We start from the raw sequence: 23,925 nt of genomic DNA, 5'->3' as shown, positions 1-23,925 counted from the left end.
CCGGGGAGAAGAATGCGCTCACTTGGTGGCGACGATCTCGTCGTAGAGGGGCTTGATCTCGGCCGGGAGCGCGGCGGTGACGGCGTCCTTGGCCTTGGCCGCAAAGGCGGCCTTGTCGACCTGGACGAATTCCATGCCCTTGGCCTTCAGGTCGGCCTCGAGTTGCTTCTCGTCGGCCGTGAACAGGCCGCGCTCGTAGCCCTGGGCGGCCTTGGCGGCTTCCATGATGGCCTTCTGCTGGGCGTCCGTCAGGCGGGCCATCTTCTTGGTGCCGCCGACGAGGTAGATCCAGCTCAGCACGTGATCCGTCTGGTTCACGTATTTCTGGACCTCGTTGAAGCTCGCCGACTTGATGAGAGCCAGCGGGTTCTCCTGGGCGTCGATGGTGGAGTTCTGCAGCGAGGTGAACACTTCCGAGAAGGCCATCGGGGTCGGCTTGGCGCCGAGCGCCTCCCAGAACTTCACGAAGAGCGGCACGTTCGGCACGCGCAGCTTCAGGCCGTTGAGGTCGGCCGGCGACTTGATCGGACGGTTGGAGGTCAGCTCGCGCGGGCCGCGGGCGAAGTAGGTCAGGACCTTGAGGCCGGTCTTGTCGTCGATGTTCTGGGCGATCTTGGCGCCCACCGGACCGGACACGACCTTGTCGAGATGGTCGAGGTCGCGAATCGCATAAGGCACGGCCAGCAGCGCGGCGGAGGGAGCCCAGTTCTGCAGCGACTCGCCCGTGATGGTGAAGTCGACGGTGCCGAGCTGGATGCCCTTGATCAGGTCGGTTTCCTTGCCGAGCTGCTCGTTCGGGAAGATCTTGACCTCGATCTCGCCATTGGTGCGCTTGGCGACTTCCTCGGCGAAACGCAGGCTGGCCTTGTGCCAGACATTGTCCTCGTTGCCGAGGTGGCCGAGCTTGAGGGTGACCTTCGCCTGTGCGAAGGCGGGGGCGGACAGCCCGAGGCCCATCGCGAGGGCCAGGCCGGCGCCAAGCGCACGGCGGGTGAGACGCATGTTCGACATTCGCTTTCCTCCGGGATGCCGCCGATTGGCTTCAGCGTTCCAGTATCGCAGCCGGACGCTAGCCCAGATCAGACTAGATGACTAGTCGACAAGTTAGGTTTTGTGCAGGCTTGCGGATGTTCGTCGGCCTAGCAGGCACGCGATCGTCGTGAGCAGCAGGAAAACTCATCCAGCCTGCTAGGCGGGCTGTGGGCTGGACTGCTTCGCTTTCGGCTCGCAAGGACGGGGATAGCCGCCCAATGCTCGCCTCCTTGGTGGCAGGCGGCTTACTTGTCCACGAAAGCCCGTTCGATGACGTAGCTGCCAGGCGTGTTGGTGCTGCCCTCGGTGAACGCCATGGCGTCCAGCATCACGCGCAGGTCGGCGAGCATCTGGGGGCTGCCGCAAAGCATGACGCGGTCGTGCTCGGGGTCGAGGGGGGCCAGGCCCGTGTCGGCGAAGAGCTTGCCGTTTTGGATGAGGTCGGTCACACGGCCCATGTGGACGAAGGGCTCGCGGGTGGTGGTGGGGTAGTAGACGAGCTTGTCCTTCACGACGTCGCCGAAATACTCGTTCTCGGGCAGGCCACGGACGAGGCGCTGGCCATAGGCGAGTTCGGCGACCTCGCGGCAGCCGTGGACCATCACGATCTTTTCGTAGCGGTCGTACACCTCCGGGTCCTGCATGATGCTCGCGAAGGGCGCCAGACCGGTGCCGGTGGCGAACATTAACAGGCGCTTGCCGGGCAAGAGGTTGCTCTGGATCAGCGTGCCCGTCGGCTTGTGGCCGACGATCATCTCGTCGCCGACCTTGATGTGCTGGAGGCGCGAGGTGAGCGGGCCGTCCGGCACCTTGATGCTGTAGAACTCGAGATATTCCTCGTAGTTCGCGCTCGCAAAGCTGTAGGCGCGCAGCAATGGGCGGCCGTCGACCTTGAGGCCGATCATCGCGAACTGGCCGTTCTCGAAGCGCAGCGTCGGATTGCGCGTCGTGCGGAAGCTGAACAGCCGGTCGGTCCAATGCTCGACCAGCAGCACGCGCTCGAAGTCGAAAGCCGCCATGATGCCCTCTGAAGCGGGTCCGGAGCCGCCGGGCTCCCATTTCGCACCTGCGAATAAAGCCATCGGCGCCCGGAGGCAAATTGAAACGGCCGGGGCGGCTCGGCGTTGTTTGTTCCACGCCCGCTACCCGGGACCGCGAAACCCGGCGCATCGTTTGACAGGGGTTGGGACGACGTACAAGCATGGGTTGCCGCGCCGGGGAGGCGCGCCAATCAACAAGAGGAGTGAAGCGATGCGCGGCTTTCGAGGATTATTGCTCGGCCTGGCGGTCTCGGTCGGGGTGATCTCCGGCGCGCAGGCGCAGAGCCAGACGGTGGAGATCGAGTACTGGCAGTACGTATTCGACGCCCGCATCAAGGCAATGGACGAGCTGATCAAGCGCTTCCAGGCCGCGAATCCGAACATCAAGGTCAAGCACACGACCTTCCCGTATGCCGACTACCAGACCAAGATCGCGGCTGCGCTGCCGGCCGGGCAGGGGCCCGACGTGGTGCAGTTGTTCTATGGCTGGCTCGACAACTTCGTCGCCGCCAAGTTCATCCAGCCGCTGCCAAAGGACGCGTTCCCGCCGGCCATGATCGAGAAGGATTTCTACCCGATCGTCTCGGCCATGAAGCGCGACGGCGAGTATTACGGCCTGCCGACGGCGGTGCGCTCGCTGGCGCTGTTCTACAACAAAAAGCTGTTCCAGGAGGCGGGCCTCGACCCGGCCAAGCCGCCGCAGACCACGGACGAGCTGCTGGAAGCCGCCAAGAAGACCGTGAAGCGTGACGGCGCGGGCAATCTCCTGTCCGAAGGCATCACCCTCGATTTCCCGGGCCAGGACTATCATTGGTGGCGCGAGGTGCTGCTGCGTCAGAACGGCGGCGCGCCCTACAGCGACGACAATAAGAAGGTGACCTACGACAGCGAGGCGGGCGCCAAGTCGCTGACCTGGTACGCCGACCTGCAGAAGGTCCACAAGGTGGGCCAGGCGGGCTTCATGGACGAGGGGCAGGCGGCGTTCCGCGCCGGCCGCGCCGCCATGACGATCGACGGCAGCTTCCGCCTCGGCGCCTTCGGCAACATCAAGGGCTTCGAGTGGGGCGTGACCGAGCTGCCGGCCGGGCCGGACGGCAAGCGCTTCAACTTCGCCAGCTACTGGGTGAACGCCATCACCACAAAGGCGACCGGCGAGAAGCTGGAGGCCTCCAAGAAGTTCCTCGCCTTCGTGACCACGCCTGAGGCCATGCAGGTGTGGCTCGACACCGTGGGCGAGCTGCCGGCCCGCAAGGCCGCGGCCGAGACTGACAAGAACCTCGCCCACCCGATCTACGGGCCGTTCCTGAAGGCGCTGAACTACTCCAACGCGACCGTGTTCGTGGACGAGGCCGGTCAGCGCCAGGTGGCGCTCGACCTCGCCAACCGCGTGCTGATCCAGAATCAGGACGCGAAGGCGGCGCTGGCCGAGGCCGCGAAGGCCGAGCAGGCCATCCTCGACCGCTTCTACGCCAAGAAGTGAGCGGACGGGCGTCATGACGGACCAGGCACTGGACCACGCCGCACCCGGCGGTTTCTGGCGCGGATTGAGCCTGCGCCGGAAACAGGTGGTCTGGGCCTGGGGCTTCCTGGCCGTCCCGATCCTGTTCTACGCGCTGATCCGGTTCTACCCGACCGGCGAGGCGTTCTACATTTCGACCACGAACTGGAACCTGCTGACCAAGCCGGGCTTCGTCGGGCTGGCGAACTTCAAGCGCCTGCTCGGCGACCCGGTGTTCTGGCAGGTGTTCCGCAACACCGTGCTGTACCTGCTGATCGGCACGCCCGTGAGCCTGCTGCTGGCCTTCACGATCGCGTACCACCTCGATCGCGTGCGCTTCATGCACGGGTTCATCCGGGCGCTGTATTTCCTGCCCTTCCTCACCACCGCCGCCGCCATGGCGTGGGTGTGGCGGTGGTTCTACCAGCCGGTGCCGATCGGGCTGTTCAATCAGGTCCTGTCGACATTCGGGTTTCCGCAGCAGCCGTTCCTGCGTTCAACCACGCAGTCGCTGCCCTCCGTGCTCGCGCCCGCGATCTGGGCCGGGCTGGGGTTCCAGGTGGTGATCTTCCTGGCGGGCCTGCGGGCCATCCCGACGACATACTACGAGGCCGCGCGCATCGACGGCGTGTCGGACTGGACGATCCTGCGGCGCATCACCATCCCGCTGCTGCGGCCGACCATCATCTTCCTGGTGGTGTTCTCGTCGATCGGTTTCCTGCGCATCTTCGACCAGGTCTACAACATGACGTCGGGCGACCCAGGTGGGCCGCTGAACGCCACCAAGCCGCTGGTGCTGATGATCTACCAGACGGCGTTCTCGTCCTTCGACATGGGCTATGCGGCGGCCCAGACAGTGGTGCTGTTCCTGGCGCTGCTGGCCGTGTCGCTCGTGCAATTGCGTCTTCTGAGGGATCGTTGATGAGCGTCGCCGCCGTTGGGCCGCGGGCCGGCTTTGGCCGCGCGGTGGCGTGGGTCCTGCTGCTGGCGGGCGGGCTCGCGATGATCCTGCCCCTCGTGTTCATGTTCTCGACATCGTTGAAGGACGCGTCGGAAGTCTATGATCTGAGACTCCTTCCCGCGCATCCGACGCTCGACAACTACGTCACGGTGCTGTCCGACGGGCGCTTCCTGCGCTGGTTCGCCAACTCGATGGGCGTCGCCATCGTGGTAACGCTGTCGAACGTGTTTTTCGACAGTCTGGTCGGCTACACGCTTGCGAAGTTCGAGTTCCGCGGCCGCTACATCGTGTTCCTGGCCATCCTGTCAACGCTGATGATCCCGACCGAGATGCTGGTGATCCCCTGGTACGTGATGGCCCGCAATTTCGGCTGGCTGGACACCTATTGGGGCATCATGTTCCCCGGCATGATGACGGCCTTCGGCACCTTCCTGATGAAGCAATTCTTCGAGACCGTGCCGAACGACTTCCTGGAAGCGGCGCGCGTCGACGGGCTGAACGAGTTCGCGATCTTCTGGCGCATCGCGCTGCCGCTGGTGACGCCGGCCTTGTCGGCGCTGGCGATCTTCACGTTCCTGAGCAACTGGACGGCGTTTATCTGGCCGCTGATCGTCACCACCAGCAAGGAGCTCTACACGCTGCCGGTGGGGCTTTCGAGCTTCGCCGTGGAACAGCAGATCCAGTGGGAGCTGATCATGACCGGCGCCGCGTTGGCGACGCTGCCGACCTTGCTCGTGTTCCTGGTGCTGCAGCGCTACATCGTGCGCGGCGTCGTGCTGGCCGGGCTGAAGGGCTGAACCGATGACGCAAGACCCCCGCCTGCACGACCGCACGACCTTCCCGGATCCCGTCTACAAGGAGACGGTGCTCCGGCCGCTCTTCGACGGCGCGAAGACCCACCACGTCGAGGGCTTCCGCGCCGTCGACCGGGCGCATCTCGTGATGCTGGCCGAGACCGGCATCCTGCCGCGCGACGTCGCCGCGCGGATCGCCCGTGCGCTGGCGGACATCGACCGGGCGCTGGACCCCGCCGCCATGGAGTACACCGGCGCGGTGGAGGACTATTTCTTCTCCATCGAGGCCGAGCTGAAGGCGCGGCTCGGGCCGGATGAGGCCGGGCGGCTGCATACCGGCCGCTCGCGCAACGACATCGACCACACGCTGTTCAAGCTCGCGTTGAAGCCGCGCGTGGATGCGCTCGCGGGCAAGCTGCGCGCGCTGATCGCGGCGGCGCTCACCCTGGCTGAGCGCGAGCGCCGGACGCTGATCGTCGCCTACACGCATGGCCAGCCGGCCCAGCCCTCGACGCTGGGGCACTATCTCGGCGCCGCCATCGAGGTGATGTTGCGCGACCATGCGCGGCTGATGCAGGCGCGGGAGTTGCTGGACCTGTCGCCCATGGGGGCGGCCGCGATCACGACATCGGGCTTTCCGCTGGACCGTCATCGCGTGGCGCACCTCCTGGGCTTCTCGGCGCCGCTGGAGAACTCGTATGGCTGCATCGCGGCCGTGGACTACGTCACCGCGACCTTCAGCGCCATCGAGCTCGTGTTCCTGCATCTCGGGCGGGTGATCCAGGACCTGCAGTTCTGGACGGCCTTCGAGGTTGGGCAGATCTATGTGCCGAACGCTTTCGTGCAGATCTCCTCGATCATGCCGCAGAAGCGCAATCCGGTGCCGATCGAGCATCTGCGCCATCTCGCCTCGCAGGCCATGGGCCGGGCGCGCACCATCCGGGACGTGATCCACAACACGCCGTTCACGGACATGAACGACGCCGAAGGAGAAACGCACGAGGCCGGCTACCAGTGCTTCGAGACCGGCGGGCGCGTGCTGGATCTGCTCGCCGCGCTGCTGCCGGCCCTGCAGGTCGACGACCGGCGCGTGGCCGAGAACATCCGCCGTTCCTGCATTACCATCACGGAGCTCGCCGACACGCTGGTGCGCGGGGAGGGGCTGTCGTTCCGCCAGGCGCACGAGATCGCGGCCGACGTCGCCCGCGCCGTGGTGGCTGCGGACGGCGACCTGCCGCGCGACGGCTACGCGCCCTTCGCGGCGGCGTTCCGCCAGCATGTGGGGCGTGAGCCCGGGCTCGATCCGGCGGGCTTCGCCGAGGCGGTGTCGCCCGAGCACTTCGTCGCCGTGCGCAGCCGCTTCGGCGGGCCGGCGCCGGCGGCGCTGGACGCCGCGCTGGGCGGCTATCGCGCCAAGCTGGCGGACGCAGCGAATGAAGCGCACCGGATCGCCTTGCATGAGAGCAAGGCGCGGGATGAATTGCAGGCGGCCTTCACGGCGCTGGCGGAGGAGGGTTGATGGCCGGCATCGCGATCCAGGATCTCGTGAAGCGTTACGGCGCGACGCAGGTCGTGCACGGCATCGACCTGACGGTTCAGGACGGCGAGTTCGTGGTGTTCGTCGGCCCGTCCGGCTGCGGCAAGTCCACGACGCTGCGGATGATCGCCGGGCTTGAGGACATCGACGGCGGCGAGATCCGCATCGGCGACCGCGTGGTCAACCGGCTGGAGCCGAAGGACCGCAACATCGCGATGGTGTTCCAGAACTACGCCATCTACCCGCATATGAGCGTGGGCGAGAACATCGCGTTCGGGCTCTACACGTCGAAGCTCGACAAGGCCGCCAAGCGCGCCAAGGTCGAGGAGGTCGGCCGCATCCTCGGGCTCGAAGCCCTGCTGGAGCGTCGCCCCTCGGCGCTCTCGGGCGGCCAGCGCCAGCGCGTCGCCATCGGCCGCGCCATGGTGCGCGATCCGGCCGCGTTTTTGTTTGACGAGCCCTTGTCCAACCTAGACGCGCAGCTGCGCGCCCAAATGCGGCTGGAGATCAAGCGGCTGCATCAGCGGCTCGGGGCCACCATCGTGTACGTCACCCACGACCAAGTGGAGGCCATGACGATGGCCGACCGCATCGTGGTGATGCGCGACGGGCGCATCCTCCAGGTCGGCAGCCCGATGGACCTCTACGAGAACCCGGCCGACGTGTTCACGGCGCGCTTCATCGGCTCGCCGACCATGAACATCCTTCCCGCCGATGTCTCGGGCGGCGCGTTGGCGCTGGGCGAAAGGCCCGTGCGGCTGGCCCTGGCCGAGCCCGCGCCGCCGCGCGTGCTGGTCGGAGTGCGGCCGCAGGAGCTGCGCGTGCTGGGCGAAGGCGAGCCGGCCGATCTCGTGCTGGCCGGAACCGTGGCGGTGGTCGAGCCGCTGGGGCCCGAAACCTTCGTGCATGTGGAGATCGGCGAACAACTCGTGCTGGCCAGCGCGGCCGCCAAGAGCCCGCCGCGCGTCGGCGGCGCGGTTCGGATCGGCGCGGACGCCGCCGCCCTGAAGTTCTTCGACGCCGCGACCGAGCGGGCGTTATGACGCCTCCGAACGGAGGAGACGCGGGCCTGCTGCTCTGCATCGGGCGGATCTACTGCGACCTCGTGTTTCGCGGCTTCGGCGAGATGCCGCGCCTGGGCGAGGAGCGTTTCGCCGAAGACTTCGCCGTGGCGGCTGGCGGCGGCGCCTTCATAACCGCTGCACGGGCGGCCAGCCTTGGCGCCTCTGCGGCGCTGCTCGGCCGGCTCGGGCTCGATCCCCTCGCGGAGGCGATCGCGCCGACGCTCGAGCAGTCCGCCGTCGACCTTCGCTATCTGGAGCGGGCCGCCGATGCGGGGCCGCAACTCACCGTCGCGATGGTGCAGGGCGGCGAACGCGCTTTTCTGTCCCGCCGGGCCGGCTCCGGCCGGCCCGCCACGCTGGAAGCGGCGCTCAGGTCGCCAACCGCGCGCTGGCTCCACGTCGCCGAGTTCGCCACCGTCGCCGAGATCGCGGATCTCCTGCCGATGGCTGCGGGCGCCGGCCTCTCCGTTTCGCTGGATCCCAGCTGGGACGACAGCCTGATCCATTCGCCGGACCTGCTCGATCGCTGCGCCGGTGTGGACGTGTTCCTGCCCAACGCCGCGGAGGCGCGCGCCATCGCGGGCTGCGAGGACATCGGCGAGGCGGCGCGGCGCCTGGCTGCGCGCTTTCCCACCGTGGTCATCAAGACCGGCGCGGATGGGGCGATCCTGTTCGCCGACGGCGAGAAGTTCGCCCTCAAGGCGCCCCGCGGCGGGCCCGTCGTCGACACCACGGGGGCGGGCGATTCGTTCAACGCCGGCTTCCTGGCGGCCCGCTTGCAGAACCGCCCGCCGTGCGAGGCGTTGGCCTGGGGCGTCGCATGCGGCACGCTGTCGGTCCGGGCCGTCGGCGGCGCGGGGGTGCGGCTCGACCAGGGCGAGGTCGACGCTATGGCGCAAGACATCCTGCGGGAGGCGGACCATGGTTGAAGCGCTTCTGACCCGCGAGGCCGCCGACGCCGGCGACGTCGCCCGCCGCCAGCTCGACCGCAACGCCGAGACGATCGCCAGGCTCGCGGACCGGCTGCGGGCCGAGCGGCCCCGCTTCGTATCCACCTGCGCGCGTGGCTCATCCGACCACGCAACGCTTTACGGCAAGTACCTGATCGAGCGCTGGCTCGGGCTGCCCGTGGCCTCGCTGGGGCCGAGCCTCGCCTCCGTGTATGGGGGCGAGCCGGACCTCTCCGGCTCGCTCTTCATCGCGGCGTCGCAGTCCGGCCGCAGCCCCGACGCGCTGCGGCTCACCGAAGCGGCCAAGCGGGGCAGGGCGCTCGTGGTCGCGATCGTGAACGACGAGGCGTCGCCGCTGGCGGCGCTGGCCGACGTGGTACTGCCGCTGCACGCCGGCCCGGAGCGCAGCGTCGCAGCCACCAAGAGCTTTCTGGGGACCTGCTTCGCGCTGCTGCATCTCGCGGCCGTCTGGAGCGACGACGCCGAGCTGCTCGACGCCGCGCGCCGCGGTCCGGCGCTGCTGGACGAGGCCGGCGCGTGCGACTGGGGCCCGGAGCTCCTGTCGCTGAAGGACGCCGCGAACCTCTTCGTGATCGGCCGCGGCCTCGGCCTCGGCGTCGCGCAGGAGATGGCGCTGAAATTCAAGGAGACCTGCCGCATTCACGCCGAGGCCTTCAGCGCCGCCGAGGTGAAGCACGGCCCCATGGCGCTCGCCGGCCCTGGCTTTCCGGCGCTGGTTCTGGACCCGGCCGACGAGGGCTCGGCGAGCACCTGCGCGATCGCCGAAACGCTCGTGTCGCTCGGCGCCGAGGTTCGCTACGCCGGCTTCACGCCCGGCTGCCCCGGCCGCCCGCTACCGCTGCCGTCATCGGCCCCCGCAGCGCTCGCGCCCCTGATGCAGGCTCGCGCTTTTTACGGCGGTATCGCCGCCCTGGCGGCGGCGCGCGGACTGGACCCGGATAATCCCCCGCATCTGCGCAAGGTGACGCAGACGGTGTAGGTGCGCGTTCGCGGCTCGCCGCCTCCTCGGAACTTCCCCTCCCGCCCGACGTTTCTCTTGCGAACGAAAGAGGAACGCACACATGTCATCGAAGCCGTCGCCGCGCGATACGCACAGCCGCAATCCCCAGGACGCGCCGTTTACGGGTGAGAACCCGAAGATGCCCAGCGAGGCCGCGCCGCCCAATTCCAACCAGATCAAGGACCCGGACGACTGGGTCTCGGGCGGCGAGCCCATGACGGGCGCTCAAGCGTCCTATCTGAAGACGCTCTCAGAGGAGGCGCATGAGCCGGAGGCCTTCGACCCGAAGCTCGACAAGGCCGAAGCCTCCAAGCGCATCGACGCCCTGAAGGAGAAGGCCGGGCTCTAGCGCCCCAACCGCCTCGCCGTCATCCCCGGCGACCTGCGAAGCAGGTCTGGAAGGGGATCCAGAGCAAAAACACTCGGCCCTGGATCCCCTTCCCGGCGCTCCGCGCCGCCGGGGATGACGGAGTGGGCTTGCCGAGCGTTCTCTCTCGGGAAAAGCGCCTTCCTTCAACCATTCCGCCCTTGCCCGCGCAGCGTGGGAAGGCCAATGCCGACGGCGTCGAAGCCTCCGTCCACGGCCAGCGTCTGGCCGGTGATGTAGGAGGCCTTGTCGCCGCAGAGGTAGAACACCGCCTCGGCGATCTCCTCCTCCAGGCCGTAGCGGTTGAGCGGAATGGCGTCGTGATAGTCGGCCCGTATGGCGGGGCTGTGCACCTCCTTGGCCATGGCGGTGTCGACCGGGCCCGGCGCGACCGCGTTGACGCGGATGCCGAGGCCGGCGAGCTCTGCGGCTTCCTGCTTGGTGAGATGGGCCAGCGCGGCCTTGCTGGTGCCGTAGGCCACGCGCAGCGTCGATGCGCGCAGGCCCGAGATCGACGTGATGTTGACGATCGCGCCGCCGGTCTCGGCCATGAGCGGCACGGCCGCCTGGGCGGTGAGGAATGGACCCGTGAGGTTCACGGCCAGCACGCGGTTCCATTCGGCCTCGGTGGTGTCCATCAGCGGCTTGAACACCGCGACGCCGGCGTTGTTCACCAGCGCGTCGAGCCGGCCGAACCTCGACTTGATCGTCTCGACAGCCTCATTCACCTGCGCGGCGACGGACACGTCGCAGGGCAGGGCGACAGCCCGGTCCAGCTCTCCGAGCGACGCCACGCTGCGGGCGAGCCCGTCGGCGTCGATGTCGAGGAGGCCGACGCTCCAGCCATCTGCAAGGAACCGCTTCGCGATCGCCAGGCCGATGCCGCGGGCCGCGCCCGTGACCAACGCGACCTTGGGCGTGGCGTTCTGCATGCGTGTTCTCCTGCTAGGCGGTCGCGTCGTTGTCGCCAGACGCTAGCCCGCCGTCGCGGCCGCCGTCACCCCCGGGCGCTTGCGCGACAGGGCTGCGTCGATCGGCCTGCGCCGTCGCGCCAATGTGATTAAGCCGGTGGCTTGCGTCTGGTTGATGGGTCTTGTCTGATGTCGGCCAACCGCCCGCCAGGGGCGGAGCAAGGGCGACGGAGGATGCTGATGCTGCGGCTGACCGTGAATGGGACCGTGCGCGAGGTCGACGCCGAGCCGGATACGCCTTTGCTGTGGGTGCTGCGCGAGCAGGTGGGCCTGACCGGGACCAAATACGGCTGCGGCGTCGCCGCCTGCGGGGCCTGCACGGTGCACATCGACGGTGTCGCCACACGCTCCTGCTCCCTGCCGGTGAGCGAGGTGAAGGCGGGCCAGAACATCCTCACCATCGAGGGGCTGTCGCCGGATTCGTCGCACGCGCTCCAGAAAGCCTGGCTCGACCACGACGTGCCGCAATGCGGCTATTGCCAGTCCGGCCAGTTGATGGCTGCGGCCGCGCTGCTGGCCTCGAACCCCAAGCCCACCGACGACGAGATCGCGGCCGAGATGACCAACATCTGCCGCTGCGGCACCTATAACCGCGTCCGCGCCGCCATCCGGCAGGCCGCCGGCATCACCGGCTGAGGGGCGACCATGACAACAATTTTCAAGACGTCCCGCCGCGGGTTCCTCGCCGGCTCCGCCGCAACCGCCGCCGGGCTGACGCTCGGCTTCCATGTGCCGCTTGTCGGCGAGGCCTTGGCGCAGTCCGCCCCGCCCGAGGTGAACGCCTGGGTGGTGGTGAAACCCGACGACACGGTGGTGATCCGCATCGCTCGCGTCGAGATGGGGCAGGGCACGTTGACGGGCCTCGCCCAGCTCGCAGCCGAAGAGCTCGAGGCCGACTGGTCCAAGGTGACCACCGAATACCCGACCCCGGGGCAGAACCTCGCCCGCAAGCGCGTGTGGGGCAATTTCTCCACCGCGGGCAGCCGTGGCATCCGCGAATCGCAGGACTATGTCCGCAAGGGCGGCGCGGCCGCGCGCATGATGCTGGTGCAGGCCGCCGCGAATGACTGGGGCGTGCCCGCCGGCGAGTGCCGGGCGCAGAAGGGCGTGATCACCCACGTGGGCTCCGGCCGCAGCGTCACTTACGGCAAGGTCGCGGAGGCGGCGGGCCGGCTTGAGGCGCCCAAGGATCCGCCGCTCAAGGATCCCAAGGACTGGACCATCGCGGGCCAGCCGCTCAAGCGGCTCGACACGGCCGGCAAGCTCAACGGCAGTCAGGTCTACAGCATCGACGTGAAGCTGCCCGGCATGCTGAACGCCGCCATCCGCGACTGCCCGATCTTCGGCGGCAAGCTGAAGAGTTTCGACGCCGCCAAGGTCGAGGGCATGCCGGGCGTCAGGAAAGTCGTACGCGTCGGCGACACCGGCGTGGCGGTGATCGCCGACACCTGGTGGCGGGCGAAAAGCGCGCTCGACGCCCTGCCGGTGGTGTGGGACGAGGGGCCAAACGCCAAGCTTTCAAGCGCCGCCATCGCCGAGACTTTGAAGGAAGGGCTCACGGCCGAGCAGGCCTTCGTGGGCAACCAAGCGGGCGACGTGAAGGCCGCCTTCGCGGGCGCGGCCAAGGTGGTGGAGGCGACCTACAGCTTCCCCTACCAGCACCACGCCACCATGGAGCCCATGAACGCCACGGCGCTCTGGAGCCCGGAGAAGTGCGAGGTCTGGACCGCCACGCAGAACGCCGAGGCGGCGCTCGCGACCGCCGTGCAGGCCGCCGCATTGCCGATCGAGAAATGCGACGTGCACCGGCTGCATCTCGGCGGCGGTTTCGGCCGGCGCTCGTCCAGCCACGACTTCGTGCGCCAGGCGGTGCTGATCGCCCGCGAAATGCCGGGCACGCCCGTGAAGCTGATCTGGTCGCGCGAGGAGGACATGCTCCACGGCCGCTACCACCCGATCACGATGGCGAAGATGACGGGCGCGCTGGACGCGTCCGGCAACCTCGTCGGCCTCCATATGCGGCTGGCCGGGCAGTCGATCCTGGCCTCCATCAACCCGGCCGGGCTGCAGAACGGCAAGGATCCGGCGGCTTTCCAGGGGCTCAACTCGGGCGGGGCGGAAGGCGTGTTCGGCTATTCCGTGCCGAATCTGCTGATCGACCACGCCATGCGCAACCCGCCGATCCCGCCGGGCTTCTGGCGCGGCGTCAACAACAACCAGAACGCGCTCTACCTGGAGTGCTTCGTCGACGAGCTCGCGAGCGCGGCCGGCAAAGACCCGCTTGAGTTCCGCCGTGCGCTGCTGGCCAAAAGCCCCAAGCATCTCGCCGTGCTGAACGCCGTGGCCGAGAAGGCCGGCTGGGGCACGCCGGCGCCGGCGGGCGTCTTCCGCGGCCTGTCGCAGCACATGGGCTATGGCAGCTACGTGGCGGCCTGCGCGGAGGTCCGCGTCGAGGCGGACGGCTCCGTGAAGGTGCTGCGCATCGTGGCGGCGACGGACCCCGGGCACATCGTCAACCCGCAGCAGGTCGCGGCGCAGATCGAGGGCTCTTTCGCGTATGGGCTCAGCGCAGCCCTGCATGGCGAGATCACCATCCTGGACGGCAAGGTCGAGCAGGAAAACTTCGACACCTATCCGGTGATCCGGATGGCCGAGATGCCGCGGGTGGAGACGATCCTGATGCCGTCCGGCGGCTTCTGGGGCGGGGTGGGCGAGCCCACCATCTTCGTCGCCGCCCCGGCCGTGCTGAACGCCATCGCGGCCGCGACCGGCAAGCGCCTGCGCAACATGCCGATCAAGACGGACGACCTCCGCCGGGTGTGAGGCGGAGGGTTCAGCGCCTCGCCGTCATTGCGAGCCGGAGGCGAAGCAGTCCAGCCTGTATGCCAGGCATCAGACTGGATTGCTTCGCTGTCGCTCGGAATGACGGGAGGGTGGCGGTAACGATCACTGCCTTTTTGCGCTCTGGCGCATTCGCTCCCCCGTCATCCCCGGGTTTGACCCGGGATCAACGTGCTGGGCTCGCGCGTGGATGGCCGGGACGAGCCCGGCCATGACGGAGAGGGTATCTGCAAGCGGCAAGCGCGAGGCTCAACGCCCTCCGTTTAGTTCATCCCGACCTTGGCGGACGGCGTCACCCGCCAGATCGCGCCGCCGACGTCGTCGGCCACCAGCAAGGCGCCGGCTTTGTCGATGGCGACGCCGACGGGCCGGCCCTGGGCTTCACCCTTGTCGTTCAGGAAGCCGGTGAGCACGTCGCGGGGCTGGCCGGAGGGCTTTCCGTCCACGAAGGGCACGAAGATCACCTTGTAGCCGCTCGGCGGCTTGCGATTCCACGAGCCGTGCTGGCCCACGAAAGCGCCGTTCTTGTAGTCGGGCGGGAAAGCCTCGCCGGTGTTGAACACGAGGCCTAGCGAGGCCGTGTGCGTGCCGAGCGCATAATCCGGCATCTTCGCCTTGGCGACGAGGTCCGGCCGCTGCTCTTTCACGCGCGTGTCGACGTGGTTGCCGTAATAGCTGAACGGCCAGCCGAAGAACTCGCCGTCGCGAATCGACGTCATATAGTCGGGCACGAGGTCCGAGCCGATCTCGTCGCGCTCGTTCACGGCGACCCAGAGCTCCTTGGTCACCGGGTTGTACGTGATGCCGTTGGGGTTGCGCAGGCCGGACGCGAAGACGCGGCTCTTGCCGGTGGCGGGATCGATCTCCAGCACGGCGGCGCGGTCCTTCTCGGCGTCGAGGCCGTTCTCGGCCACGTTGCTGTTGGAGCCGACCGTCACATAGAGCTTCGTCCCGTCCGGGCTCGCCGTGATGTCCTTGGTCCAGTGATGGTTGATGGTGCCGGCCGGCAGGTCCGCCACCTTGCGGCCCTGGGCCGAGATCGTGGTGTCGCCCTCCTTGTAGGGGTAGGCCCACACGGCGTCCGTGTTGGCGACGTAGAGCGTTTCGCCCGACAGCACCACGCCGAAGGGCGAGTTCAGGCCAGACAGCAGCACCGAGCGGGTCTCGGCTACGCCGTCGCCGTCCTTGTCGCGTAGCAGCGTGATGCGGTTGGCGCTCGGGCTGTTGGAGCCGGCCTTCTTCATGAACATGTGCATGAAGAAGCCCTTCACGCCCTTGCCGTCGTCCGGCTTCGGCGGTGCATCGCTCTCGGCCACGATGGCGTCTCCGTTGGGCAGCATGCGGACGGTGCGCGGGTGCTGCAGGCCGGTGGCGTAGGCCTGCACGGTCATGCCGGCGGCCGGCGTCGGCTTTCCGCCTTCCGGCCAGCCCTTGGCGTCCGCGACCTGGATGGTGGGGATCAGCGACGCGTTGGGGGCAGGCAGGGTCGGATTGGAGCCGAACTGTTGCTCGGCCGGGATCTTGGAGCTGTCGCCGCAGGCCGCCAGGGCGAGCGGCAGCGAGAGCGCGGCGGCGCTGGCCAAGAGGCGGGCGCGCGGGGCGGAGAGGGTGAGCTTGGACATGGGCGGACCTCGATCGGGCTTCGCTCCATGCAATCGCGGGATCGCGGGTTCGTTGCGTCCAATCGTGCGGCACGAGGGCGCAGCGACAGCGGTTTATTCCGGATGCCGCCGGTTCCAGCCGTCCGTGTAGGCAGCGCAGGTGGCGTCGAGGCGCTCGGGATCGAGCTCGCCGCCCGGCCGGGAGCGCGTTGCGGCGGCGGCCTGGAACGGGATGTAGCGCTGGTGCGCCTTGCGCCAGAGCCGGCGCAGCTCCACCAGCGGCTCGGCGTGATCGTCGACGCGGATGTCGATCGCCGGGTAGGGCTCCGTCCGCCAGATCCTGATTGCTGCGGATTGCTTGCCGCGCTTGTCGCCGCCCGCCTGCTGGCCGGCTTCCAGCGCCGTGATGAGCCTGTCGTCGAAGTCGAGGCTCTCATGGCCGAGATAGGCTGCGAGCGTGTCTTCCACCACGGCCGGCCCGGCCAGCATGTTGCCGGCTACGGAAACGTCGGGGCCCGCGACGGAGCCGGCCCAGCCGACGCAGCCCGCGCCCGTGTGGACCGCGATTCGGCCGTCCCGATCGATCACATGGGCTTGGCGCAACGCCGCGCCGGGGTCCGCGGCGACCAGGATCGCGAGGACGTCCTCGGCCGAACGGCCTTCCTGCAGGAAGCGCAGGCCATCGACGCCGTAGAACGGGTTCACGACCGACTGCGTCGCGATCGCGCCGACGCCGCCGCATCCGTAGGGCACGCGCGCCCCGACCGCGAAGGCGCAGGTGGTGACCGCGACCGCGAAGGCGCCGGTGGCGGGATCGCGCGCGACGATGGACCAGGTCATGCGTCTGCTCGCCCCGCGTGGAATGTTTCGATCAGCCTGTCGATCTCGGGCCGGCTGGTGATCCCGGCCGGGTTCTCGCGCGTCGCGAAGGCGGCCGAGAACGGGATGTAGCGCTCATGCGCGACGGTCCAGAGCCGGCGCAGCTCGGCCAGCGGGTCGGCGTGATCGTCCACGCGCAGGTCGAGGATGGGGTATTCCTCGGTGGTCCAGATCTTCAGGTTGGCGGATTGCTTGCCGCGCTTGTCGCCGCCCGCCGCCTCGCCGGCCTCCAGCGCCAGGATGAAGCGCTCGGCCAAGGGCTTGTCCATGTTGTTCTGATAGGCTGAAAGCGTATCCGCCACCACGGCGGGACCGGCCAGCATGTTGCCCGCGACCGAGACGCCGTCCGCCAGCTTGTGGCCGCACCAGTCGACGCAAGCCGAGCCCGTCCAGGCGTGGTTGCGCCCTTGCCGGTCGATGACGTGCAACTGCCGCTGGTCGCGGCCGTCATCCTGCGCGGTGAGCGCCGCAACGACCTGCTCGGCCGGGATGCCGTCGGCCAGCATGCGCAGGCCCTTGTAGCCATAAAGCGGATTGATCAAGGCCTGCGTGGCGAGGGCCCCGACGCCGCCGGACCCATGCGGGCACAGCGCCCCCACGGCGAAGAAACGGGTCGCGACGGCGACGCCGTAATGGCCGGTCTGCGGATCCTTGGCGACGATGGACCAGGTCAAGCGACATTCCTCCGCGTGATTTCAGGCCCGGATTGGACACCATCGCGCGCTGCCGCCGCAACCGTTTCGTCATGCGGGCTGGCCTCGCCGTCATTGCGAGCCGAAGACCAAGCAATCCCGTCTACCGGCCCGGCCATTAGACTGGATCGCTTCGCTGTCGCTCGCGATGACGGGGAGGGTGGCGCAGGGAATGCGGGCAAGCAACTCGATGCTGTGCTCACACGACGCCGTCATCCCCGGCGACCTGCGCAGCAGGTCGGGAAGGGGAACCAGAGCAAAGGCGCTCACTCCTGGATCCCCTTCCCGGCGCTGCGCGCCGCCGGGGATGACGGCGAGATGGTCTATATCGCTCGCTCGCTGTTCGCCGGTGAAGAAAAAAGTCCCCTCAGGGACGGCGGCGGGTCTGCTGGTCGAGGTAGACGATGGCGGCCTGGCGGTCGGTGTCGGCGGCTTCCGCGAAAGCCTTGTCGTGGAGTTCCGTGATCCAGGCGTCGCGCTCGGGGTTGGAGGCGTCGCGCGCGATGGTCAGCCACATGAGGCCGCGGGCTTTCTGGCGGGAGCCGGCCTGTCCGGAAAACAGCATGTGGCCGAGCAGCGCCTGCGAGGGAACGTGGCCCTTGTCGGCCGCGAGGCTGAGCCAGCGGATCGCCTGGCGCGGGTCCTTGGGGCCGCCCTGGCCCTCGATGCTCATGCGGGCGAGGTTGTACTGGGCGTCCGGGTCGCCGAAGTAGCTCGCCGCGTACTGGAACATGTCGCGGGCGCGGGCGGCGTTGGGCTTCACCTCGGAATTCGGGATGCCGTCGAGGAAGTAGGAGCCGAGCGCCACGAAGGCGGTCGCGACCACGCGGGCGCTGGGCGATTCGGGGCTCTCGTCGGCGTTCTCGTCCGCGATGCGCGAGAAATACTGGAACGCCTTGAGGTCGTTCTGCGGCACGCCATCGCCGTCCGCATACATGCGGCCGAGCTTCCAGCGCGCCAGAGCGTGGCCCTGCTGGGCGGCGTATTCCAGCGCCTTCACGGCGCCGAGCTTGTCGCCGGCGTTGTAGTCCTTCACGCCGGAGCGCAGCGCGTCGCTGGTGGACTTGAAGGCTTCGAGCGGAATGGCGGCCGTGATCTGGCCCTGCGCCTTGGGGTCGAGCGCCAGGGCCGGGCTGGCCGCGACCGTGGCGCAGAACGCCGTCAGGCCGATGCAAAGGGTGATGCGCGGGCTCATGGCTCAGATGGTCCGGGCCAGGCAAAGGACCCGGCTGCGCCCGTTCTGGCGCCGGCCCGGCTTGTTTGTCGTCTTGTTCACGCGCCCATCCATCACTTCGACCTGCCTGCCCGATCGCCGGTGAAGCTCGCGCTGTGTGCCACGCCTTCTGGGCGGCAAGCAACATCGCAGGATCACGCGTTCAGAGCTTACGGTTTGTCGGTTAACGACGTCACCGCCAAGGAAAACGAAAGCAAATTCAGTTCATTGCAGTTGGCTATGTTTCGGCGCGGTTTATGGCGGCTTCTGGGCGCGTTCGCGCCAGCCCCATGGAGTCCTGCAGTTGGATTGTGACTGTGGCGGGCCAGCAACAAAGATGCGGTCGCTTGCCCTACGCCTTGCAATTCTTGCGAGCAAAAAGCTGAGCGATGCGGACGCCGGGCTGAGGAGCCCGCCGCCCCGATGGCTTGCTGCGCCGTCATGTGTGACGGCGCGCGACTCCACGGAGAATTCCGCGCCTGCTTACTCGGCCGTCGCCGTGAGCGTCACCTGCTCGAGGAGCGACATAGGATCGCTTTGCGCCATCGCGAAGTCGGCGAGGCCGAGGCCGCCGGGGTCGCGCGCCGAGGCGGAAATGACGAGGCGGCCGGGCTTCACCAGGAAGCGCGCCACGGCCGAGCCGAGCGCCTTGGCGTTGGCGCCGCCGCCCAGCATCGCCGGGATGCCGACCTGCGCCATGCCGCCGAGCTCCTTGCGCAGCTGGTCGACGCTCTTCTTCTGTTTTTTTGCTTCGCGGTCGAGCAGCTTCTCGACGAGCCCTTTGTTCTCCAGCGTGAATCCGACCTGCTTGACCGTGGCGCCGAGCAGCGCGACCTGGGCGGCGGTCGGGTCACCGGCGAACACGTCTCGGGTGACGTTGCCCATCACGCCCTTGAGGGTCACCGCGCCCATGTTGACGCCCTGCAGCGCCAGCTGGCCAATGCGGAACTCGGCGGCGTTCTCCTCCCAGCGGCTGTCGAGGCCGAAGGTGAGATCGAGGTCGCGGTAGCCCATCGACAGAAGGTCGCGGAAACCGGTCTCGGGCGAGTTGGGCGGGATCGCCATGGTCAGCCGGTCCAGCCCGACGCGCAGCGCGGTGGGCACGCCCTTCAGCGGAGCGGCGGTCGCGAGTTCGAAGCTCCTGAACCCGACCCTGATGTTGGGCGCCTTGGGATCCTTGTTCTTTTCGTCGGGCACGTTGAGGTCGACGTCGCGCACCGCGAACGTGCCGAGATCCGGGATGAAGACGCGCGGGTCGATCGCCGACAGGTCGTTGTCGGGGTCGCCCACGGTGGCCCGCAGCGCGTCCAGCGTCGACTTGAACGACCAGCCGGTCTGCGAGATCGCGCCGATGCGGCCATAGCCCCGTGCGGCCGTGACGTCGAGGCCCTCCAGGCGCATGTCGTTGGGCCGGCCCATCGCCGCGCCCGAATAGCTCATGCGCGCAATCTTCACGGCGGCCTTGTCGCGGTCGGCGGGCGGCGCCTTGGCGGTGATGTCGGTGGCTTCCATGAGCTCCACCGAGAACGCCTCGAGGATGTCCGCGATGCCGTTGACGAAGCGGGCGCGCTCGGGCCCGGGCAGCTTGGCGACGTCGCCCTTTCCGGCGAACTCCTCCATGAAGGCCAGCATGGGCTCCTTGGTTGGCCTCGCCTTGAAGTTCTTCACCGTGATGCGGCCGATGTCGAAGCCGCCGCCCTTGTCGGCCGTGGCCGACACGGCGTCGATCGTGAAGAGCCCATAGGCCGTGCGGGGCTCCGTCTCGTTCGGGCCGGCCTTGTCGGTGTAGATGCGGGCGATCAGCGGCGCGTCCACGTTCGTGCCCGCCATGGGGCCGACGGTGCCCTTCAGGCCTTCCTTTTCGCCACGCGTGTCGAAGGCGCCGCCGGAGGCCGCGAAGCTCTTCACCACGCCCTTATCGACGCCTACGAGGCGCAGGTCGCGATAGGTGGCCGCGCTGGCGGTGTTGAACTTCTTCTGCGCCACCGCGATCTCGGGGATCGCGATCTGCTCGGCCGTGATGCGGGCGAGGCGCTCGGCGATGGGCGTCGCGGCGGTCTTGTCGAAGATCGCCGCAACGTCATCGCGGCTGACGCTCGCGCCCGTGACGTCGATGCGCTTCATCGCATAGGTGGCGCCGCCGCCCTCGACGGTGACGTTCTCCAGCGTGATCGTATCGGCCGCATGGGCGGGCGACACCAGCGCGCGAGCGCCCGATAAGGCGACGCGGCCGACCGACAGGGTCACGCCGGACGGGCTCGTCCAGGCGAGGTCGCGCAGGGTGACGCGGCCGGACCAGGGATCCGCGTCGATCCGGGCGTCTGGGGCGAAGGTCGCAATGGCCTGCCGGGCCTCGCCCACCATGGCGCGGTGAAGCGCGACATGGGCCGTCACGGCGACGAGCGATACGCCGCCCGCCAGCGCCATCCAGTGGTGTCCACGCCTCATGTCGGCCTCCGCATCCCTGTGGCCCGGTTTCGGGCCTTGCCGTCGTTGTTACTCGCCAAAGATGTCGAAACCGCTATTCGCGCGTGGCGAAACCTGCGCGCGGGTTCACGCGGCCTCGGCGAAACGGTCGCGGATGGCCGCGATGTCGGCCTGGCTCGGCAGCCCGGCCTCGTTGCCGAGGTGCTGGATCTTGAAGGTCGAAGCCGCGCGCGCGAAGTCGAAATGCTCGGCCCAGGACAGGCCGGGGCGCTGCAGATAGGACGCCACATAGGCGCCATGGAACACGTCGCCGGCGCCGCTGGTGTCGATGATCACCGAGGAGGGCACGTTCAGCACCGGCTGATGACGCACCTCGCCGGTCTCGTCGTACCAAATCATGCCGCGGTCGCCCATCGTGACGCCGCCGATGCGGACGCCCTTCTGCTTCAGAAGGTCGAGCAGCGATTCGGGCGTGACCTCGAGCTGCTCGGCGAGGCGCTCGGCGCAGATCGCGATGTCGATGAATTCCAGAAGCTCGTGCGTGTTGTCACGCAGGCCTCCGCCGTCCAGCGATGTCATCACGCCGCGTTCGCGGCAGGCTCGGGCGTAGTGGAGGGCAGCGTCACCCTGGTGGCCGTCGAGGTGCAGGGCGCGACAGCCGGCCGTGTTCAGCATCGGGAAGGGGTGGAGATAATCGTCGTCCCGGCAGCGGATGATGGCGCGCTTGCCATTGTTGGGCAGCACGAAGGAGAGCGAGCTCTCGCGCACCTTCCGGCCATGCACCGGAATGGCGTATTTGGCCGCCATGTCGAGAAACATGCGGCCGAGCCAGTCGTCAGCCAGCGATGTGAGCAGATCCGGAACCACGCCCAGCTTGGCGCAGCAGAAGGCGGCCGTGACGGCGTTGCCGCCGAACGAGACGGCGTAGTCCCGCGCGACGGTCTTGTCGTCGCCGCTGGGCATGTGGTCCGCCAGAAACGTGACGTCAATATAGGTCTGGCCGATGAAAAGCGCGTCCATGCGGTGCTCCTGCGAGCCCGCATCATCGGCGAGCGGCCTGCGCCGGGCAAGATCGGGGCGAACCCGCCCCCGCCGCCGCCTAGATCGAGAAGCTCGTGCCGCAGCCGCAGGCCGCCGTGGCGTTGGGGTTTTCCACCCTGAACGACTGGCCCATGAGGTCGTCGACGAAGTCCAGCGTGGCGCCTTCCAGGAAGGGCAGGGACACCGAATCGACCAGCACGGTGACGCCGTCGCGCTCTATCGCGAGGTCGTCGGGCGCGCGGGCGGTGTCGAACGAGAAGTCGTATTGGAAGCCCGAGCAGCCGCCGCCGTTCACGGCGAGGCGCAGCATGGCGCCTTGGGGCTCGCCGGCGAGCACCTTCCCGATGCGCCGGGCGGCGCGTTCGGTGACGGCGAAGGGGGCGGTTGGCGCATCGACCATGGTCATCGCGGCATCTTTCTGGAGCGGCGTCCCGTAAAGGCGCGGGACGCTGGCGAAATCGTCGCCGTGCTGTATATCGCATTGCAAACGTAAGGGGCGCGGGCGGTTGTTTCAACGGCCGGGCAGGGCGCCGCCTCACGCATGGGGAGTTCCGGTGTCGCAAAGCCGCTTCGATCGCTGGCGCGCGCCTTATGCGGCCGATCCCGCCGCCACGCGCGGGCGGCTCTATCCCGAGGCGTCCTCGCCGACGCGCAGTGATTTCCAGCGCGACCGCGACCGCATCATCCACGCCTCGGCGTTTCGGCGGCTGAAGCACAAGACGCAGGTCTTCGTGTTCCACGAGGGCGACCACTACCGCACGCGCCTCACCCACACGATCGAGGTGTCGCAGATCGCCCGCGCGCTGGCCCGCGCGCTGGGGCTGGACGAGGACCTCGCCGAGGCGCTGGCTCTGTCGCACGACCTTGGCCACACGCCCTTCGGCCACACCGGCGAGGACGCGCTGGAAGACTGCATGGCGCCCTATGGCGGGTTCGACCACAACGCCCAGGCGCTGCGCATCGTCACCCGGCTGGAGAAGCGCTACGCCGATTTCGATGGGCTGAACCTGACCTGGGAGACCCTGGAAGGGCTGGTCAAGCACAACGGGCCGTTGATGGACGGGGAGGGCCGGCCCACCGCACGTTATCAGCGTCGCGGCATCCCGGGCGCGATCCTGGAATACAACGCCCGGCATGATCTGTGGCTCGACACGCATGCGAGCGGCGAGGCGCAGGCAGCCGCGATCGCGGACGACATCGCTTATGGGGCCCACGACATCGACGACGGCCTGCGCGCCGGCCTTTTCGAGTTGGAAGCGCTGCGGCAGGTCCCTTTCCTGGCAGCCTTGCTGGACGAGATCGAGGCGCGCTGGCCGGGGTTGGAGCGCAGCCGCGTCATTCACGAGCTTGGCCGCCGCATCATCACGCGCTTCGTCGAGGATGGCATCGCCGAGAGCGAACGCCGCATTGCGGCGCTCGAACCCGCCGACGCCGACGCGATCCGCCTGGCATCCGCTCCGGTGGTGTGCTTCTCGCCCGCGATGGCGGAGGCGGACCGGGCCATCAAGGGCTTCCTCTTCCCGAACATGTATCGGGCGCCCAGCGTGGTGGCGGTGCGCCGACAGGCGGACCAGGTGGTGCGCGACCTGTTCGGCCGGTTCTTCGAGACGCCCTCGCTCATGCCCGGCGAATGGCGAGACGACCTCGACGCCGCCGACGAACCCCGTCGCGCCCGCCGCGTCGCCGACTACATCGCCGGCATGACGGACGGCTACGCGCTGAATGAGCTCCGTCGGCTCTTCGAGACGACGCCGGAGCTGCGGTAGGCGTTCAAGAAGTCCGGAATTCCTCCGCAGCATCATCTGATCGCAACAATAACGCTCATCCTGAGGAGCATCGCTGCTTGGCGATGCGTCTCGAAGGACGAGGGACTCCAGCGCGCCCGATGGTTCAGCCTTCTGGACTCCCTCGTCCTTCGAGACCGCAGGCCCAAGCGGGCCTGCTCCTCAGGATGAGGGGCTTGGCGGAGAGAGCGTCGCCACTTGTTCACGAGGGA

21 protein-coding genes are annotated in these 23,925 nt (G+C 68.4%); 11 read left to right on the top strand and 10 right to left on the bottom strand.

Annotated elements, in window-relative coordinates:
- Nucleotides 1-18: 18 nt before the first annotated feature.
- Nucleotides 19-1,011, bottom strand: coding sequence for a TRAP transporter substrate-binding protein (locus AC1DSZ_RS03215; protein ID WP_476836934.1), 993 nt, complete (start codon nt 1,009-1,011; stop codon nt 19-21).
- 266 nt (nt 1,012-1,277) lie between these two features.
- Nucleotides 1,278-2,051, bottom strand: a complete 774-nt coding sequence (locus tag AC1DSZ_RS03210; RefSeq protein WP_476836933.1) for a ferredoxin--NADP reductase — start codon at nt 2,049-2,051, stop codon at nt 1,278-1,280.
- A gap of 232 nt (nt 2,052-2,283) precedes the next feature.
- Between AC1DSZ_RS03210 and AC1DSZ_RS03205 the strand changes: the two genes are divergently transcribed.
- From AC1DSZ_RS03205 to AC1DSZ_RS03170, 8 genes are all read left to right on the top strand, one after another.
- Nucleotides 2,284-3,552 (top strand): extracellular solute-binding protein, encoded by a 1,269-nt coding sequence (locus tag AC1DSZ_RS03205; RefSeq protein WP_476836932.1) that lies wholly within the window; start codon nt 2,284-2,286, stop codon nt 3,550-3,552.
- Between the two features lie 13 nt (nt 3,553-3,565).
- Nucleotides 3,566-4,492, top strand: a complete 927-nt coding sequence (locus AC1DSZ_RS03200) for a carbohydrate ABC transporter permease (protein WP_476836931.1) — start codon at nt 3,566-3,568, stop codon at nt 4,490-4,492.
- On the top strand, nt 4,492-5,328 hold the full coding sequence (locus tag AC1DSZ_RS03195; RefSeq protein WP_476836930.1) for a carbohydrate ABC transporter permease: 837 nt from the start codon (nt 4,492-4,494) through the stop codon (nt 5,326-5,328). Before AC1DSZ_RS03200 ends, AC1DSZ_RS03195 begins: the two co-directional genes overlap by 1 nt.
- Before the next feature lie 4 nt (nt 5,329-5,332).
- Nucleotides 5,333-6,844, top strand: coding sequence for an argininosuccinate lyase (gene argH / locus AC1DSZ_RS03190; RefSeq protein ID WP_476836929.1), 1,512 nt, complete (start codon nt 5,333-5,335; stop codon nt 6,842-6,844).
- Complete coding sequence (locus AC1DSZ_RS03185; RefSeq protein WP_476836928.1) at nt 6,844-7,905, top strand: ABC transporter ATP-binding protein; 1,062 nt, start codon at nt 6,844-6,846, stop codon at nt 7,903-7,905. The genes argH and AC1DSZ_RS03185 overlap by 1 nt, the downstream gene beginning before the upstream one ends.
- Nucleotides 7,902-8,855: a carbohydrate kinase family protein gene (locus AC1DSZ_RS03180; RefSeq protein WP_476836927.1), complete on the top strand. Its 954-nt coding sequence runs from the start codon at nt 7,902-7,904 to the stop codon at nt 8,853-8,855. The genes AC1DSZ_RS03185 and AC1DSZ_RS03180 overlap by 4 nt, the downstream gene beginning before the upstream one ends.
- A complete protein-coding gene (locus tag AC1DSZ_RS03175; RefSeq protein ID WP_476836926.1) occupies nt 8,848-9,876 on the top strand; it encodes an SIS domain-containing protein in 1,029 nt (342 codons plus the stop codon). Before AC1DSZ_RS03180 ends, AC1DSZ_RS03175 begins: the two co-directional genes overlap by 8 nt.
- A gap of 82 nt (nt 9,877-9,958) precedes the next feature.
- Nucleotides 9,959-10,246 carry a DUF3072 domain-containing protein gene (locus AC1DSZ_RS03170; RefSeq protein ID WP_476836925.1) on the top strand — a complete coding sequence of 96 codons (288 nt, stop codon included), beginning with the start codon at nt 9,959-9,961 and terminating at the stop codon, nt 10,244-10,246.
- Between the two features lie 164 nt (nt 10,247-10,410).
- Here the strand turns inward: AC1DSZ_RS03170 and AC1DSZ_RS03165 are convergent, their stop codons facing one another.
- Entirely contained in the window at nt 10,411-11,196 is a 786-nt protein-coding gene (locus AC1DSZ_RS03165) for an SDR family NAD(P)-dependent oxidoreductase (protein WP_476836924.1), read from the bottom strand.
- Between the two features lie 219 nt (nt 11,197-11,415).
- Between AC1DSZ_RS03165 and AC1DSZ_RS03160 the strand changes: the two genes are divergently transcribed.
- On the top strand, nt 11,416-11,871 hold the full coding sequence (locus AC1DSZ_RS03160) for a (2Fe-2S)-binding protein (protein WP_476836923.1): 456 nt from the start codon (nt 11,416-11,418) through the stop codon (nt 11,869-11,871).
- A 9-nt stretch (nt 11,872-11,880) separates the two neighbouring features.
- A complete protein-coding gene (locus tag AC1DSZ_RS03155) occupies nt 11,881-14,058 on the top strand; it encodes a xanthine dehydrogenase family protein molybdopterin-binding subunit (protein ID WP_476836922.1) in 2,178 nt (725 codons plus the stop codon).
- Between the two features lie 281 nt (nt 14,059-14,339).
- Here AC1DSZ_RS03155 and AC1DSZ_RS03150 read toward each other — a convergent pair whose 3' ends face one another.
- The 7 genes from AC1DSZ_RS03150 to erpA form a co-directional block, all read right to left on the bottom strand.
- On the bottom strand, nt 14,340-15,698 hold the full coding sequence (locus AC1DSZ_RS03150) for a PQQ-dependent sugar dehydrogenase (RefSeq protein ID WP_476836921.1): 1,359 nt from the start codon (nt 15,696-15,698) through the stop codon (nt 14,340-14,342).
- 93 nt (nt 15,699-15,791) lie between these two features.
- Nucleotides 15,792-16,517 (bottom strand): DUF1028 domain-containing protein, encoded by a 726-nt coding sequence (locus AC1DSZ_RS03145; protein WP_476836920.1) that lies wholly within the window; start codon nt 16,515-16,517, stop codon nt 15,792-15,794.
- On the bottom strand, nt 16,514-17,230 hold the full coding sequence (locus AC1DSZ_RS03140; RefSeq protein ID WP_476836919.1) for a DUF1028 domain-containing protein: 717 nt from the start codon (nt 17,228-17,230) through the stop codon (nt 16,514-16,516). The genes AC1DSZ_RS03145 and AC1DSZ_RS03140 overlap by 4 nt, the downstream gene beginning before the upstream one ends.
- A 385-nt stretch (nt 17,231-17,615) precedes the next feature.
- Nucleotides 17,616-18,443 carry a tetratricopeptide repeat protein gene (locus AC1DSZ_RS03135; RefSeq protein ID WP_476836918.1) on the bottom strand — a complete coding sequence of 276 codons (828 nt, stop codon included), beginning with the start codon at nt 18,441-18,443 and terminating at the stop codon, nt 17,616-17,618.
- A 501-nt stretch (nt 18,444-18,944) separates the two neighbouring features.
- Nucleotides 18,945-20,909: a hypothetical protein gene (locus AC1DSZ_RS03130; RefSeq protein WP_476836917.1), complete on the bottom strand. Its 1,965-nt coding sequence runs from the start codon at nt 20,907-20,909 to the stop codon at nt 18,945-18,947.
- 105 nt (nt 20,910-21,014) lie between these two features.
- Nucleotides 21,015-21,908 (bottom strand): sugar kinase, encoded by an 894-nt coding sequence (locus AC1DSZ_RS03125; RefSeq protein ID WP_476836916.1) that lies wholly within the window; start codon nt 21,906-21,908, stop codon nt 21,015-21,017.
- Between the two features lie 79 nt (nt 21,909-21,987).
- Nucleotides 21,988-22,329, bottom strand: coding sequence for an iron-sulfur cluster insertion protein ErpA (erpA, locus tag AC1DSZ_RS03120; protein WP_188519657.1), 342 nt, complete (start codon nt 22,327-22,329; stop codon nt 21,988-21,990).
- A 154-nt stretch (nt 22,330-22,483) separates the two neighbouring features.
- On the opposite strand from erpA, the gene AC1DSZ_RS03115 reads away from it, so the two are divergent.
- Nucleotides 22,484-23,695: a deoxyguanosinetriphosphate triphosphohydrolase gene (locus tag AC1DSZ_RS03115; RefSeq protein WP_476836915.1), complete on the top strand. Its 1,212-nt coding sequence runs from the start codon at nt 22,484-22,486 to the stop codon at nt 23,693-23,695.
- Nucleotides 23,696-23,925 lie beyond the last annotated feature (230 nt).

It is taken from the genome of Alsobacter sp. P4_H11, assembly GCF_056400925.1.
Note: the sequence above shows the minus strand (reverse complement) of the source record. Positions and strands in the feature narration are given on the sequence as shown.